Origin of the sequence: Parahoeflea olei (genome assembly GCF_001703635.1) — a bacterium.
GTDB classification, from domain to species: domain Bacteria; phylum Pseudomonadota; class Alphaproteobacteria; order Rhizobiales; family Rhizobiaceae; genus Hoeflea; species Hoeflea olei.
This window is the reverse complement of the sequence record NZ_LQZT01000002.1, coordinates 8,898-22,274: the sequence shown is the minus strand read 5'-3', so window position 1 is coordinate 22,274 and position 13,377 is coordinate 8,898. Positions and strand designations below refer to the sequence as shown.

12 protein-coding genes and 1 pseudogene are annotated in these 13,377 nt (G+C 66.9%); 6 read left to right on the top strand and 7 right to left on the bottom strand.

Features of this window, described 5'->3' with window-relative positions:
- Positions 1-116 precede the first annotated feature (116 nt).
- A complete protein-coding gene (locus AWJ14_RS03120) occupies positions 117-2,165 on the top strand; it encodes a M3 family metallopeptidase (RefSeq protein ID WP_066175184.1) in 2,049 nt (682 codons plus the stop codon).
- An 18-nt stretch (positions 2,166-2,183) separates the two neighbouring features.
- Here AWJ14_RS03120 and AWJ14_RS03115 read toward each other — a convergent pair whose 3' ends face one another.
- The gene (locus tag AWJ14_RS03115; protein WP_066174912.1) at positions 2,184-2,765 is read right to left on the bottom strand and encodes a VOC family protein; all 582 of its coding nucleotides are present in this window, start codon (positions 2,763-2,765) and stop codon (positions 2,184-2,186) included.
- A gap of 310 nt (positions 2,766-3,075) precedes the next feature.
- Between AWJ14_RS03115 and typA the strand changes: the two genes are divergently transcribed.
- The 3 genes from typA (at position 3,076) to AWJ14_RS03100 (ending at position 6,238) form a co-directional block, all read left to right on the top strand.
- On the top strand, positions 3,076-4,902 hold the full coding sequence (gene typA / locus AWJ14_RS03110) for a translational GTPase TypA (RefSeq protein ID WP_066174910.1): 1,827 nt from the start codon (positions 3,076-3,078) through the stop codon (positions 4,900-4,902).
- An 8-nt stretch (positions 4,903-4,910) separates the two neighbouring features.
- On the top strand, positions 4,911-5,582 hold the full coding sequence (locus tag AWJ14_RS03105; RefSeq protein WP_066174907.1) for a CatA-like O-acetyltransferase: 672 nt from the start codon (positions 4,911-4,913) through the stop codon (positions 5,580-5,582).
- Positions 5,583-5,731: 149 nt separating this feature from the next.
- On the top strand, positions 5,732-6,238 hold the full coding sequence (locus AWJ14_RS03100) for a GNAT family N-acetyltransferase (protein WP_066174906.1): 507 nt from the start codon (positions 5,732-5,734) through the stop codon (positions 6,236-6,238).
- A gap of 26 nt (positions 6,239-6,264) precedes the next feature.
- On the opposite strand, the gene AWJ14_RS03095 is transcribed toward AWJ14_RS03100, so the two are convergent.
- Entirely contained in the window at positions 6,265-6,888 is a 624-nt protein-coding gene (locus AWJ14_RS03095; protein WP_139112510.1) for a hypothetical protein, read from the bottom strand.
- A 164-nt stretch (positions 6,889-7,052) separates the two neighbouring features.
- On the opposite strand from AWJ14_RS03095, the gene ppa reads away from it, so the two are divergent.
- The gene (ppa, locus tag AWJ14_RS03090; RefSeq protein ID WP_066174905.1) at positions 7,053-7,589 is read left to right on the top strand and encodes an inorganic diphosphatase; all 537 of its coding nucleotides are present in this window, start codon (positions 7,053-7,055) and stop codon (positions 7,587-7,589) included.
- A gap of 30 nt (positions 7,590-7,619) precedes the next feature.
- Here ppa and AWJ14_RS03085 read toward each other — a convergent pair whose 3' ends face one another.
- Together AWJ14_RS03085 and AWJ14_RS03080 are read right to left on the bottom strand one after the other, a co-directional pair.
- On the bottom strand, positions 7,620-7,934 hold the full coding sequence (locus AWJ14_RS03085; protein WP_066174903.1) for a DUF167 family protein: 315 nt from the start codon (positions 7,932-7,934) through the stop codon (positions 7,620-7,622).
- 19 nt (positions 7,935-7,953) lie between these two features.
- On the bottom strand, positions 7,954-8,244 hold the full coding sequence (locus AWJ14_RS03080) for a YggT family protein (protein ID WP_066174901.1): 291 nt from the start codon (positions 8,242-8,244) through the stop codon (positions 7,954-7,956).
- Positions 8,245-8,500: 256 nt separating this feature from the next.
- Between AWJ14_RS03080 and AWJ14_RS03075 the strand changes: the two genes are divergently transcribed.
- Positions 8,501-9,802 (top strand): MFS transporter, encoded by a 1,302-nt coding sequence (locus tag AWJ14_RS03075; protein ID WP_066174898.1) that lies wholly within the window; start codon positions 8,501-8,503, stop codon positions 9,800-9,802.
- A gap of 105 nt (positions 9,803-9,907) precedes the next feature.
- On the opposite strand, the gene AWJ14_RS03070 is transcribed toward AWJ14_RS03075, so the two are convergent.
- The 3 genes and pseudogenes from AWJ14_RS03070 to AWJ14_RS23075 form a co-directional block, all read right to left on the bottom strand.
- The gene (locus AWJ14_RS03070; RefSeq protein ID WP_066174897.1) at positions 9,908-10,396 is read right to left on the bottom strand and encodes a tellurite resistance TerB family protein; all 489 of its coding nucleotides are present in this window, start codon (positions 10,394-10,396) and stop codon (positions 9,908-9,910) included.
- A 766-nt stretch (positions 10,397-11,162) separates the two neighbouring features.
- Positions 11,163-12,701: pseudogene (locus tag AWJ14_RS22670) on the bottom strand (heme biosynthesis HemY N-terminal domain-containing protein); the annotation flags it as partial.
- 10 nt (positions 12,702-12,711) lie between these two features.
- Positions 12,712-13,362 carry a COG4223 family protein gene (locus AWJ14_RS23075; RefSeq protein WP_425349608.1) on the bottom strand — a complete coding sequence of 217 codons (651 nt, stop codon included), beginning with the start codon at positions 13,360-13,362 and terminating at the stop codon, positions 12,712-12,714.
- Positions 13,363-13,377: the final 15 nt, after the last annotated feature.

Here is a 13,377-nt window from a genome sequence, read left to right as displayed (position 1 = left end):
TGCGGGGCGGGGCCGGACGGGTCCCGCCCCGTTTGCGTTTCGGGCCGATCGGCCCCCGCCGCCTTGTCCCCGGACGGCAGCGGGCTTACATGAAGGGCGACCACAAGGAGCCCTTCATGACCGCATCCGCTTCCCCCGTGTTCGACTGGTCCGGCCCGCTCGGCCTGCCGCAGTTCGACCGGATCACCGACGCCGATTTCGCCCCGGCCTTCGAAACCGCCTTCGCCGAGCATGACGCCGAAATCGCCGCGATCGCGGACAATCCCGCCGAGCCCGATTTCGAAAACACGCTCGAGGCGCTGGAACGCGCCGGCGACAAGCTGTCGAAGGTTTCGGCGCTGTTCTGGAACCGGGCCGGGACCGACACCAATGCGGTGATCCAGGCGCTCGAACGCGAGATCGCGCCGCGCATGTCGCGGCATTACTCGAAGATCGCCATGAACAAGGCGCTGTTCGGACGGGTCGACGCGCTGTACCAGGCGCGGGCGGAGCTCGGCCTCACGCCCGAACAGGACCGGCTGCTCGAACGGATCTGGAAATCCTTCATCAAGTCCGGCGCCGGGCTCGATGCCGACGGCCAGGCGCGGCTCGCGCAAGTGGGCGAGACGCTTGCCGGGCTCGGCGCCAAATTCGGCCAGAACGTGCTCGCCGACGAAAGCGATTACCTGATGCTGCTCGAAGACGGCGACGACCTCGCCGGCCTGTCGGAGGACCTGCGTGCGGCGATGGCCGCCGTCGCCGAAGACCGCGGCCACCCGGGCAAGTATGCCGTGACCCTGTCGCGCTCGATCATCGAGCCGTTTCTCGCCGCAAGCGCGCGGCGCGACCTGCGCGAGACCGCCTTCAGGGCCTGGACCGCGCGCGGCGCGAAGGGCGGGGTCACCGACAATGCGCCGCTGATCTCGGAAATCATCGCGCTCCGCGCCGAGAAGGCAAAGCTGCTCGGCTACGAGAGCTACGCGGCCTACAAGCTCGACGACACCATGGCCAAGACGCCCGAGGCAGTGGAAGAGCTGCTCGGCGACGTCTGGAGCCGCGCGGTCAGGTCGGCCGAGGCCGACCAGTCAGATCTCGCGGCTCTGATCGCCGAAGAGGGCGGCAACCACGAGGTCGCGGCCTGGGACTGGCGCTATTACGCCGAAAAGCTGAAAGCGCAGCGATTCGCCTTCTCGGCCGATGAGCTCAAACCCTATTTCCCGCTCACCCGCATGATCGAGGCCTGTTTCGACGTCGCCAACCGGCTGTTCGGCGTGACCATGACGGAACGCAAGGAGCTGCGCGGGCCGCACCCGGAGGCGCGGGTGTTCGAGGTCAAAAACCGCGATGGCGCCACCATCGCCACCTTCATCGCCGACTATTTTGCCCGGCCCTCCAAGCGCTCCGGCGCCTGGATGAGCGCGCTGCAGAGCCAGGACGGCCTCGCCCGGCCCGAAGGCATCGGCCGCAACCCGATCGTCGTCAACGTGATGAATTTCGCCAAGCCGGCCGCGGGCCAGGAGGCGCTGCTCTCGCTCGACGACGCGCGCACGCTGTTTCACGAGTTCGGCCATGCCCTGCACGGCATGCTGTCCGACGTGACCTATCCCTCGCTTTCGGGCACGTCCGTGAGCCGCGATTTCGTGGAACTGCCCTCGCAGCTCTATGAGCATTGGCTCACCGTGCCGGAAATCCTCGAAAAGCACGCCCGGCACTACCGCACCGGCGAGCCGATCCCGAAGGCGCTGCTCGACAAGGTGCTGGCCGCGCAGACCTTCAATGCCGGCTTCGCCGCGGTCGAATTCACCGCCTCGGCGTTGGTCGACATGGCCTGGCACACGGCGGGCGACAAGCCGGAGCCGGCCGCCTTCGAGGCCGAGACGCTGAAAAGGCTCGGCATGCCCGAGGCCATCGTCATGCGCCATGCGAGCCCGCATTTCCTGCATGTGTTCTCGGGCGAAGGCTATTCGGCGGGCTATTATTCCTACATGTGGTCGGAAGTGCTCGATGCCGACGCCTTTGCCGCCTTCGAGGAGACCGGCGACCCGTTCGACGCCGGAACGGCGGAAAAGCTCAAGACCCATGTCTATGCGGCCGGCGGCTCGCGCGATCCGGCCGAGCTCTACCAGGCCTTCCGCGGCCGCATGCCGGACGCCACCGCGATGCTGGAAAAGCGCGGGCTCGCCTGAGCCCGGGCCGCGCCCGCCCTACCAGGCCTGTTTCGGCTCCCGGTCGTCCGACAGCGACGACCGGGTACGCCGGACGATCGCCTCGATCGCATCCGCGAGATGGATGTCGGCAATAGCCCGGTCGCCGCGCGCGACCCGCAGCTTGTGGGCTTCGTTGAGGACCTCGGCATGTGTCGACCCGTGAGGCGGCTCGAACCGGTAGCTCGCAAGCTCGATCAGGAGGCCGAGCGGATCGGTGAAATAGATCGAATCCATGAAGCCGCGGTCCTTGACGCCGGAATGGCGGATGCCGCGCTCGTCGAGCCGTTCGACGGCCTGGGCGAAGCTGGCGCGTGAGACATTGAGCGCCAGGTGATGCACCGCGCCGGGCTCGGTCGAGGTGCGGCGGCGGTCCGGCTTCCGCTCTTCATTGGTGAAGATGGTGATCAGCCTCCCGTCGCCGGGATCGAAATAAAGATGGCTTTCCGTCTCGTCGTCGAGATTGGGCTGCTCGAAGACGAAGGGCATGCCGAGCACGCCTTCCCAGAAATCGATCGAGGTCTGGCGGTCCGCGCCCACCAGGGTGATGTGGTGAATGCCCTGCGCCTGCAGTTTCCGCATGGTTTCCTCCCGCTGGCTGACACGCATCCGTGATACACCATCGCCCCGGGATCGGCAAAACAGGTGCGCCAGCCAGCCCCGTCGCTTGCGCCGGATCCGGTCCGCCGGCCCCGTGATTTTATTCCGTTTCCGGAACGACGAAAGCGAAGCGGGCATTCGCTGCCCGTCCTTTTCGGCATTGAACCGGTGTCGCGCAGGCCCCTTTCGCATCTGCAAGAAACCCTGTATAAGCCGCGCAAATCCCGGCCCCTGCCGGCTTCCGCCGGATCCTCATCCGGCGTTTTGTATTCTCCAGAACGAGACCTGATCCATGTCCCTGCGCAATATCGCGATCATCGCCCACGTCGACCATGGCAAGACCACGCTTGTCGACGAACTGCTCAAGCAATCCGGTGTCTACCGCGAAAACGAACGCGTCCAGGAACGCGCGATGGATTCGGGCGACATCGAGAAGGAGCGCGGCATCACCATTCTCGCCAAGGCCACCTCGGTGGAATGGAAGGGCACGCGCATTAACATCGTCGACACGCCCGGCCACGCCGATTTCGGCGGCGAGGTGGAGCGCATCCTGTCGATGGTGGATGGCGCGATCGTGCTGGTCGATGCCGCCGAGGGCCCGATGCCGCAGACCAAGTTCGTGGTCGGCAAGGCGCTGAAGGTCGGTCTCCGCCCGATCGTCGCGATCAACAAGATCGACCGTCCCGACGGCCGCCCCGACGAGGTGATCAACGAGGTCTTCGACCTGTTCGCAGCCCTCGACGCCACCGACGAGCAGCTCGATTTCCCGATCCTCTACGGCTCGGGCCGCAACGGCTGGATGTCGGACGGCCACGAGCGCCCCGCCGATGGCGGCAGCCTGGCGCCGCTGTTCGACCTCGTGCTCAAGCACGTGCCCGAGCCCACGGTAGCCGAAGGTCCGTTCAAGATGATCGGCACGATTCTCGAAGCCAACCCGTTCCTGGGCCGCATCATCACCGGCCGCATCCATTCCGGCTCGATCAAGCCGAACCAGTCGGTCAAGGTGCTCAACGCCGAAGGCAAGCAGATCGAAAGCGGCCGGATCTCCAAGATCCTCGCCTTCCGCGGTCTCGAGCGCAAGCCGGTGGAAGAGGCCCATGCCGGCGACATCGTCGCCATTGCCGGGCTGTCCAAGGGCACCGTGGCCGACACCTTCTGCGACCCGGCCGTCGCCGAGCCGCTGACCGCGCAGCCGATCGATCCGCCGACGGTCACCATGACCTTCATGGTCAATGATTCGCCGCTCGCCGGCACCGAGGGCGACAAGGTGACGAGCCGCGTCATCCGCGACCGGCTGCTGAAGGAAGCCGAAGGCAATGTGGCGCTCAAGATCGAGGAATCGGAAGGCAAGGATTCGTTCTACGTGTCGGGCCGGGGCGAATTGCAGCTCGCCGTGCTGATCGAGACCATGCGCCGCGAGGGCTTCGAGCTTGCCGTCTCGCGTCCGCGCGTAGTCATGCACAAGGACGACTCGGGGCAGCTGATGGAGCCGATCGAGGAGGTCGTGATCGACGTCGACGAGGAGCATTCCGGCGTGGTCGTGCAGAAGATGTCCGAGCGCAAGGCGGAAATGACGGAACTGCGCCCCTCGGGCGGCAACCGCGTGCGCCTGGTCTTCCATGCGCCGACCCGCGGCCTGATCGGCTACCAGTCGGAACTGCTGACCGACACCCGCGGCACTGCGGTGATGAACCGGCTGTTCCACGGCTACCAGGCCTACAAGGGCGAGATCGGCGGCCGCACCAACGGCGTGCTTCTGTCCAACATGGCCGGCGAGGCCGTGGCCTATGCCATGTTCAACCTCGAGGACCGCGGTCCGATGATCATCGAGCCGGGCGACAAGGTCTATATGGGCATGATCATCGGCATCCACACCCGCGACAACGACCTCGAGGTCAACGTGCTCAAGGGCAAGCAGCTCACCAACATCCGCTCGGCCGGCAAGGACGAGGCGGTGAAACTTACCCCGCCGATTCGCATGACGCTGGACCGGGCGCTGTCCTGGATCCAGGACGACGAGCTGATGGAAGTCACGCCGAAGTCGATCCGGCTGCGCAAGCGCTATCTCGACGCCAACGACCGCAAGCGCTTCGCCAAGGCCGGCGCCAGCGCGGCCTGACCCGAACCGTGGCGGGCGCCCGCGAGATCGATCTCGACACCTGGTCGCGGGCCGGGCAATACCGCCTGTTCCGCGGCTATGACCGGCCGCATTTCGCCACCACGGCGCGGATCGACGTGACCGCGCTGATGACGCAGGCAAAGCCCGCGGGCGTTTCGCCCTACCGGGCCTTCATGCACGCCATCGGCACCGGGATCCACGCGGTCCCGGAATTCCGGATGCGCTTCCTTCGCTCGGGCACCGGCGCCGAGACCGTGGTGGAATATGACGCCATCGCGCTGTCGGCGACCGTGCCGCGGGCGGGCGACACCTTCGGCTACGCCTATATCCCCTTCAGTGCCGACTGGGCCACATTCGACGCCGCCTGCAAGGCGGTAATCGAGGAAACCGCCCGGGGAACCGACCTCGGCGCCAACACCGGCGAGCGGGTCGATCTTGCCTATCTCTCCTGCCTGCCCTGGATCGATTTCACCGCGCTCGACAATGCCCTTCCCGGACCCGACGATTGCATTCCGCGCTTCTCCTGGGGGAAATTCGTCGGGGATGGCCAAGGCCGAATCAGCTGCGCCATGGCCGTTCAGGTGCACCATGCGCTGATCGACGGATTGCAGGTGGGGCGTCTTTTCGAGGCCGTGCAGGCCCGCCTCGACCAGTTCCGGGGCTTTTCCGACGCCGCCTGATGCCCGGTTCGGCCTTCGCCGGACTTGCATAATTCGTTAACAAAAGGTTAACTCATTGCGTGCCGTCCACAGAACAATGCTGTGGGCAGACGGAGGAGCGGACTCATGCCCGCTTCCCCCCGGAATCTCGGTAACGGTAGTATGAGACCATGACCACGTTAACCATCGACATACGGCATGCCGAGCCGCATGATGCGCTCGCGATTGCAGGCGCGCATCGCGCCGCCTGGAGCCATGCCTATGCCGGAATCCTGCCCTACAAGGCGCTCCGGCAGATGCTCGAGCGCCGCAATCTCGGCTGGTGGGAACGTGCCATCAAGGGCTCGACCTCGATCCTGGTGCTGGATGTCGGCGGCCAGGTGGCCGGCTATGCCACGCTCGGCCTCAACCGCGCCCGCTCGTTGCCGCAGGAAGGCGAGATCTACGAACTCTATCTGCGCCCCGAATACCAGGGCGTGGGCCTCGGCAAGCGCCTGTTCGGCGAGGCCCGGCAACTGCTTGCCTCGCTCGGCTGCAAGGGCGTGGTGGTGTGGTGCCTCGAAGACAATCACACCGCGGTCGATTTCTACCGGTTCCAGGGCGGCCGCGACATCGCGGAGGGTCATGAGACCTTCGACGGGAAGACCCTGCGCAAACTCGCCTTCACCTGGTCCTGAGCCATCCCGCCGAAGTTCGGCCGGCTTCATTCCTGCCTCAGGCTTTCCGGCAGGTGGCTTGACGTCATGGCGGCCAAGGCCCCTCTTTCCCCGTACCAGGCCGCCTCGGTGTAGCCGCAGGCGAAGTCCGCCGCATCCTGATCGGCGACCCGCCTTGCCAGCTCGTTGGCATTGTCGTTGGAACGCGCATCCACATAACCGACCACGCAGGAGAGGCCGTCATCCGCCTGGGCGACGCGCGAGACCACCAGCACCTGGCCGCCATTCGCGGCCGTTTCCGGATCGGACACGAAGTAGCGCAGGATTGCGGCAATCGGCTTGCCGCTGTCGTCGAGCCGCCACTCGATCTTCTTGCCGGTGGAGTTGAATGGGCCGAAGGATTCGAAACCATCCTCGATCAGGACTTGCGCCACATGTCCGAAGAACACGGAGGCGCGCAGATCGCCTTCCTTGAAATAAACCGGATAGTCCCGATAGCCTTCGCATTTCCAGGTGCCGCCGGCGATGTCGCTTGCGATCGTCTCGCAGCCTGCAAGCTCGGGGTCGAGATCGGTATAGGCGCTCGAGTTGGCGAGCGCCGCTCCCGGCGCTAAGGCAAGGAACATGGCCGCGACCACCAGGCTGGCCAACGGGCTGATACGTGGTAACATCGGGCACCCCCCAGATCGGGAATCTAAGACCATGGTACGGATTCCGGCGCCGGAATCAAAATATTCGACGGCCATCGGCGCGAAAAGGCATCACATTTGTTGCGTTGCACCAGAATTGCCAGTATCGAACGCCCACCATCACGCCAAGCTTTGAAGGATGTCAAATGCGTATCGATGCAATCAGCATTGGCAACAACCCGCCCCACGACGTCAACGTCATCATCGAGGTTCCGGTCGGCGGGCAGCCGATCAAATATGAGATGGACAAGGAGGCCGGCACGCTGGTGGTCGACCGCTTTCTCTACACGCCGATGACCTATCCCGGAAACTACGGCTTCGTGCCGCACACGCTCTCCGAGGATGGCGACCCGATCGACGTGCTGGTGTGCAACACCCGTCCGCTGGTGCCGGGATGCCTGATCAATGTGCGCCCGATCGGCGTGCTGGTGATGGAAGACAATGCCGGCCAGGACGAAAAGATCATCGCCGTGCCCGCTCCGCACCTGACCCAGCGCTATGCCGGCGTGCACGACTACACCGACCTGCCCGAGATCACGCTGCAGCAGATCGAGCACTTCTTCGATCACTACAAGGATCTCGAGCCCGGCAAATGGGTCAAGATCGGCGGCTGGAGCAATGCCGAAATCGCCCGCACCCTGATCGTCGAGGCGATCGAGCGGGCCAAGGCCAAGAAGGCCTGAGCGCCACGCTGCAGGCGGACCGGAGGCCGGTCAGGGCCGGGCGAGCGCCTCGAGCGCCCCGGCCAGGTCTTCGGGATCGCCCGATATCCGGATCGTCTTGGAGCGGCTGGTCTCGCCCGAAATCACGGTGACGAGCGTCTTGGCGAGGCCGAGACGCTTGGCGATCAGCTTTTCGATCGCCCGGTTGGCCTTGCCGCTTTCGGCCACCGCGCGCACACGCGCCTTGAGCCGGACACTGCCGGCTGCATCTTCCACCAGGCCGTCGAGACCGTCGAGCGAGGCGCCGGGCGTGAGCCGGACGGCAATGTCGACGCCGCCGTCGCGGGCCTGAAGCCAGCCGCTCACCGTGCCCGTCCTGCGGAAATCAGAAGAACATCGGCGCGATCGAAGTCGCGATGAAGGTGCGCACGAAGAAGATCGCGATCAGAAGCACGATCGGCGAGATGTCGAGCCCGCCCAGATCCGGAATGATGCGGCGGATCGGCCTGAGCGCGGGTTCGGTGGCCTTGTAAAGGAACTCGCCGATCATGCCGACGAAGCGGTTGTTCGAATTGACCACATTGAAGGCGTAGAGCCAGGAGAAGATGGCGCTGGCGACGATGATCCAGGTGTAAAGACCGAGCACCAGGTCGATGGTTTGAAAGACTGCGATCATGGAGATCTCCGGCTGTTTTTCGCGTGACAGACATGTAGCCATTCCCGCTCCGGGCGGCAAGGGCAAGGCCGGGCTTGCGTGCTTGCGTCACGACATGACTGGCGCGGCGGCCCGCGCTTCTGTAGCATGACGGCAAGACCGTGGCGCAGCGCTTCCTTGCGGAGGCGGCGGTGGCGCGGTCCCCCCTTCCAAGATCCATCGGCCGCGGGTCCCCTAAGATACCCGTCCTGAGCCGGCGCCAGCGGATGAATGCCAGATGCAAGTTGCCCCCGAGGCGGATGACCGCTACGCCGCCTTTCGCCATCGTGCCTTCGCGCTCTATTTCTCCTCGCGTTTCCTGTCGACCTTCGCGCTGCAGATCGTCAGCGTCTCGGTCGGCTGGCAGATTTACGACCTGACCCGCGATCCCTTCGATCTGGGCCTTGTCGGGCTGATCCAGTTCCTTCCCGCACTGGTGCTGATCCTGTTCACGGGGGCTGCCGCCGACCGGTTCGGCCGCCGCACCATCATGCTCGTCTGCGAGATCGTGATCGCGCTCGCCGTAGCGATGCTGGTGCTGTTCGCCTGGCGCGGGCTCGCCTCGCCGCTGCCGATCTTCGCCGTGCTGCTGGTGGTCGGCACGGCCCGGGCCTTCTTCGCGCCGGCCTCGCAATCGCTCGCGCCCAACCTGGTGCCGGCCAGGGATCTGCCCAATGCGATCGCCTGGAACTCGACCTCCTGGCAGACCGCCACGATTGTCGGTCCCGTCGCCGGCGGCCTGCTTTACGGGCTCGGACCGACGGCGCCCTATCTGGTGGCGCTCAGCTTCTTGCTGGCCTCGATCGTCGCCGTGTCGCTGGTGCCCCCGCCGCTGCAGCGCAGCCGCGGCCAGGCCCAGAGCTGGCAGACCTTGATGGCGGGTTTCGGCTATGTCTGGAAGCAGAAGATCGTGCTCGGCGCGATCTCGCTCGACATGTTCGCCGTGCTTCTCGGCGGCGCCATCGCGCTGATGCCGGTGTTTGCCCGCGACGTGCTCGATCTCGGCCCCTGGGGCCTCGGGCTCTTGCGGGCGAGCCCGGGAATCGGCGCGATCGCCATGGCCATCCTGCTTGCCTCGCGGCCGATCCGCCGCCATGCCGGCCGCTCGATGTTCATCGCGGTCGGCGTGTTCGGCGCGGCAACCATCGTTTTCGGCCTGTCCAAATCACTGCCGCTCACCATGGCTGCGCTGATCGCCATGGGCGCGTCCGACATGATCTCGGTTTATGTCCGCCAGAGCCTGGTGCAGCTGTGGACGCCCGACGAGCTGCGCGGACGCGTCAGCGCCGTCAACATGGTGTTCATCGGCGCCTCCAACGAATTGGGCGAATTCCGCGCCGGCGTCATGGCCTCGCTGATCGGCCCGGTCGCTGCCGTGGTGATCGGCGGCGCGGGCACGCTCGCCGTGGCGCTGGGCTGGAGCCTCGGCTTTCCGCAGCTGAGGCAGATCCAGTCGCTCGACAAGGACGCCGAGGACAGCCGGCTGGCGCTGCAAACAGGCACCGGGCCGGGCGCGTCGCCTGCCCCGGACAAGACCTGAGCGGCCGCCCGGCTTCGGATACACGCCCCGGATTCCGGTTCCCGGCGTCCGGGACGGCTTCCAGCGGGAGATCGATCTGTGCGGTTTCGGGAAGGGGCTGCGGGATCAGTCCGCGTCGCCGGCCGCGTCTGCGCCGTCGTCGAGCCCGGAGGCGGCGAGCGCACGCTGCCGGGCAAGCACCCGCTCTCGGCTTGAGACGCCCATCAGGTCGGCGATGCGCCAGACCACGTGATCCTCGAGCTCGTGGCGATAGCCGTCCGCATAGGCGAGCAACCACAGCAGTTCGATGAAATGAACCTTGGCCTCGGGCGACAGCGTGCGGTTGAGCACGCTGGTGAAGGCATAGAGATCGACCGATTCGCGATCGGCCTTCTCGCCGGCCTCGACCAGCTTGCGGAACTCATCGCCGCTGACGCCGTATTCCTGGACGATCAGCGATCTGAGCTTGTCCTGCTCGACCTCGTCGACCACGCCGTCGGCGCCGATGACATGGAAGAACAGCGCAACGGCCGCGACATCGGGGTTGCGGGAATCAGGCTGCGCGGGGGTGTCCCCGCGCAGCGTTTCGAGAAAAGTCTTGATCTGTTCAAGCATGGCGATCCCTCTTGTCTCCCGCTCAGAACAGCCGGAACCTCCCCGGCTTTTCCGGTTCGGCACTGGTGTCGACCCCCGGATCGTCCGGGCGGTGCGCCATGAACACCTCTTCCTTGGCCTTGGCTTCGGCTTCCGGATCGGGTTCCGATCCCGGTTCGGCAACCGGGCGGGGCGAGGCGTAGGGCCGCGGCTTGCGGTCGAGCTCGGAGATCGCGCGGGCCGGGCGGACCACGGTCTTTACCGGTGTCACCCGGGCGGGTGCGTCGGAGGCGGCCGGCGCCGCTGCCCCGTTGGCCTTGGCGGCCGGTGCCGGCGCGTCGCCTGCCTTGGCTTCCGGCGCGGCTGGTTCCGGCTTGGAGACGGGGGCGGCGGTCTTGTCGACGCCGTTCGGCCTGGTCGCAGGCGGCTGAGCCGCCCCGGATGCCGGCTCCGCGGCGACCGCGGCTGCGGCGGCAGCAGGTTTGGACGGCGCCTCGGTCACGGCAGGCGCTTCAGCCTTGCCGGCATCGGCGGGCTTTGCCGCCTTGTCCGCTTCGGCAGGCTTTTCTGCCGGGGCCGCAGCCACGGCGGCCGTCTCCGGCTTCGCCGCGGTCTTGGCGGTCGAGGCTTCGGCCGGACCGGCGGGCTCGGGCTTGTCGTCCTTTGCCGCCGGGGCCACTGCGGGTTCGGACTTGGCCGCCTCCGCCATCGCCTGACGCCGCTCCGCGAGCGAGACCACCGGTTTCCGGCCGGCCTTGGCGAGACGGTCGGGCGAGAGCACCACATGCTTGCGTTCAGGCTGGGCCTCCCGGGTCGGGGACGGTGCACCGGCCTTGCTGTCGGCCTCCGCGGCTGGCTTGCCCGCCGCCGGCTTGTCCGCTGCCGCAGGCTTTGCCGATGCGGCGGACGGGACGGGAACGGCTTCCACTTCGGGCTCGGATGCCGCAGCCGATTCCGGCTTCTGCACCGGCGGCAGGCTCTCGACCGCCCTCTCGAAGCCCCATTCCGGTGCCTCGTTGTCGAGCGTCGGACCGCCAAGCTGTTCGACCGGCACCTTCCATTCGAAGGCATCGACCTTGCCGGTCACCGGCGAGATCGGCTCCCAGACCTCGGAGACGTAGCCATCCGCCGTCCAGGCCGGATCGCGCGGAGCGCGCACCGCCTGGCTCAGCCAGTGGCGGACACGGCCCTGATCGCCGGTCTGGGCTTCCTCGATATCGGCGAGCAGCAGATAGATGCCTTCGCAGGGCTGCAGCCGTGCTGCGGCTTCGGCCTTCTCGCGCGCCAGGTCGAGACGCCGCGCCTCGAGCGCCGCCCGGGCGACCGCATCGAAGGAGAGCGCATTCATGGGCTTGAGCTTTTCAAGCCGCTGCGCGCGCTTGAGCCGGTCGGCCGCGGTGTCGCCAATCCGCGCCCGCACATAGGCCTCGGCGATTTCGGGATGCGGGTTGGTCTTCCACGCCGTTTCCAGGATCCGCGCGGCCTTGCGCAGCTTGTCCTGTCGCAACAGCCCCTTGGCCGCGACCAGCACCGCCGGCGGGAAGGCCGGCACCAGCTTGAGCGCGGCGAGCGCATCCTCGCTCGCCCCTGCCGGATCGCTGTCGATCTTGTCGCGGCCGCGCGCGGTCAGCAGCACCGCCTTGTGGCGCACCGCCACCGCGGCCTCCACGGCACCGGCCTTGAGCTGGCGGTTGAGCAGGATCAGAGCCTCGTTCCATTTGCCTTCGCGGGTCCGGTAGGACAGCGCCGCAGCACCGGCCCATTGCAGCTGCGGCGCCTGCTCGGCGGCGGTTTCGGCATAGTGCTGCGCCGCCTCGTCGGCGCCCTGCCGGCGTGCTTCCAGATACAGGCCGCGCAGGCCGAGAAGCCGGGTTTCCGGATCTTCGGCCATGGCCTCGAACAGCTTGCGGGCTTCCTCGTTGCGGCCCTCGATCAGTGCCGCCTGAACGTGGAGAAGATGGATCAGCGGCTCCTGGTCGGCATTGAGCAAGCCCTTGCTGCGCTTGTTCATCTTGCGCGCCAGTGCGGCATCGCCGGCACCGGCGGCGATCAGTCCGGTCGACAGCGCCTGGTAGCCGCGGTCGCGCTTGCTGGCGCGGAAATAGCGCGACAGCGTGCGCGGGGAGTAGAGAATGGCGCGGATCAGCCACCAGCCGACCATGATGGCGACGATCAGCGACACCACCATGACGACGGCGGTCATCAGCGACATTTCGATGCGTTGGTTCTGCCAGACGATGAACATCTCGCCCGGCCGGTCGGCGAGCCAGGCGAAACCGAAGCCCAGCGCCAGGGTCAGAACCACGAAGAATAGCAAGCGGATCATGACGGATCTCCTAGTTGACCGGGGCTTCGGACTGAGCCGGTGCGGCGGGCGCCATGGCAGCGGCAACCAGCGTCTCGGCGCGGGCGCGGGCGGTCAGCGCCTCGCCATAGCCGGACGCGGCCGCCCGGGATGCCTCCGGCAGCGTGTTCCATTCGGCCAGGGCGGCCGCGATGTCGCCATCGACCAGCCGGGTCTCCGTGCGCGCGAGAATGGCCTGGACGCTGTCGCCCTCGACATCGCCGACCTGGCGCACCTTGACCGAGGAGAGCGCACTCGCCATCAGCCGGTCGACCAGGCTCTGGTCCGGATCGGCGGGTTCGGCCGCGGCAATGGCCTTGTCGGCGGCCGCGTTGAAATCCTCGATCAGCTTCGAACGGCTCGGCACGCCGCTTGCGGCAAGCTGCCTGAGCTCCGCCACCGCCGGATCGTCCGGCGCCACGGAGGCATAGGCCTCGAGCTCGGTCATGAACGAGCCGCCACGGTCGATCGCCGATTTCAGGCCGGCGGCCGCGATGGTCTGCGCCAGATCGACCTGGCGGGCCGGCGCGGCGACCTGGCTCGACAGCGTCGACTGGCGCTGTTCGAGCGCATCGAGACGCGAGGCAAGCTCGGAGAGCTTCGAGGAGGTGTCGGCCTCAAGATCGGCGAGCGCCCTCTGCAGGCCCGCGGCCGCTTC

Excerpts from the sequence above, each read along its gene's own strand:
- AWJ14_RS03115 (WP_066174912.1), bottom strand. The coding sequence starts at position 2,765 with ATGCGGAAACTGCAGGCGCAGGGCATTCACCACATCACCCTGGTGGGC.
- AWJ14_RS03120 (WP_066175184.1), top strand. The coding sequence starts at position 117 with ATGACCGCATCCGCTTCCCCCGTGTTCGACTGGTCCGGCCCGCTCGGC.
- AWJ14_RS03070 (WP_066174897.1), bottom strand. The coding sequence starts at position 10,396 with ATGCTTGAACAGATCAAGACTTTTCTCGAAACGCTGCGCGGGGACACC.
- AWJ14_RS03100 (WP_066174906.1), top strand. The coding sequence starts at position 5,732 with ATGACCACGTTAACCATCGACATACGGCATGCCGAGCCGCATGATGCG.
- typA (WP_066174910.1), top strand. The coding sequence starts at position 3,076 with ATGTCCCTGCGCAATATCGCGATCATCGCCCACGTCGACCATGGCAAG.
- ppa (WP_066174905.1), top strand. The coding sequence starts at position 7,053 with ATGCGTATCGATGCAATCAGCATTGGCAACAACCCGCCCCACGACGTC.
- AWJ14_RS03075 (WP_066174898.1), top strand. The coding sequence starts at position 8,501 with ATGCAAGTTGCCCCCGAGGCGGATGACCGCTACGCCGCCTTTCGCCAT.
- AWJ14_RS03095 (WP_139112510.1), bottom strand. The coding sequence starts at position 6,888 with ATGTTACCACGTATCAGCCCGTTGGCCAGCCTGGTGGTCGCGGCCATG.
- AWJ14_RS03080 (WP_066174901.1), bottom strand. The coding sequence starts at position 8,244 with ATGATCGCAGTCTTTCAAACCATCGACCTGGTGCTCGGTCTTTACACC.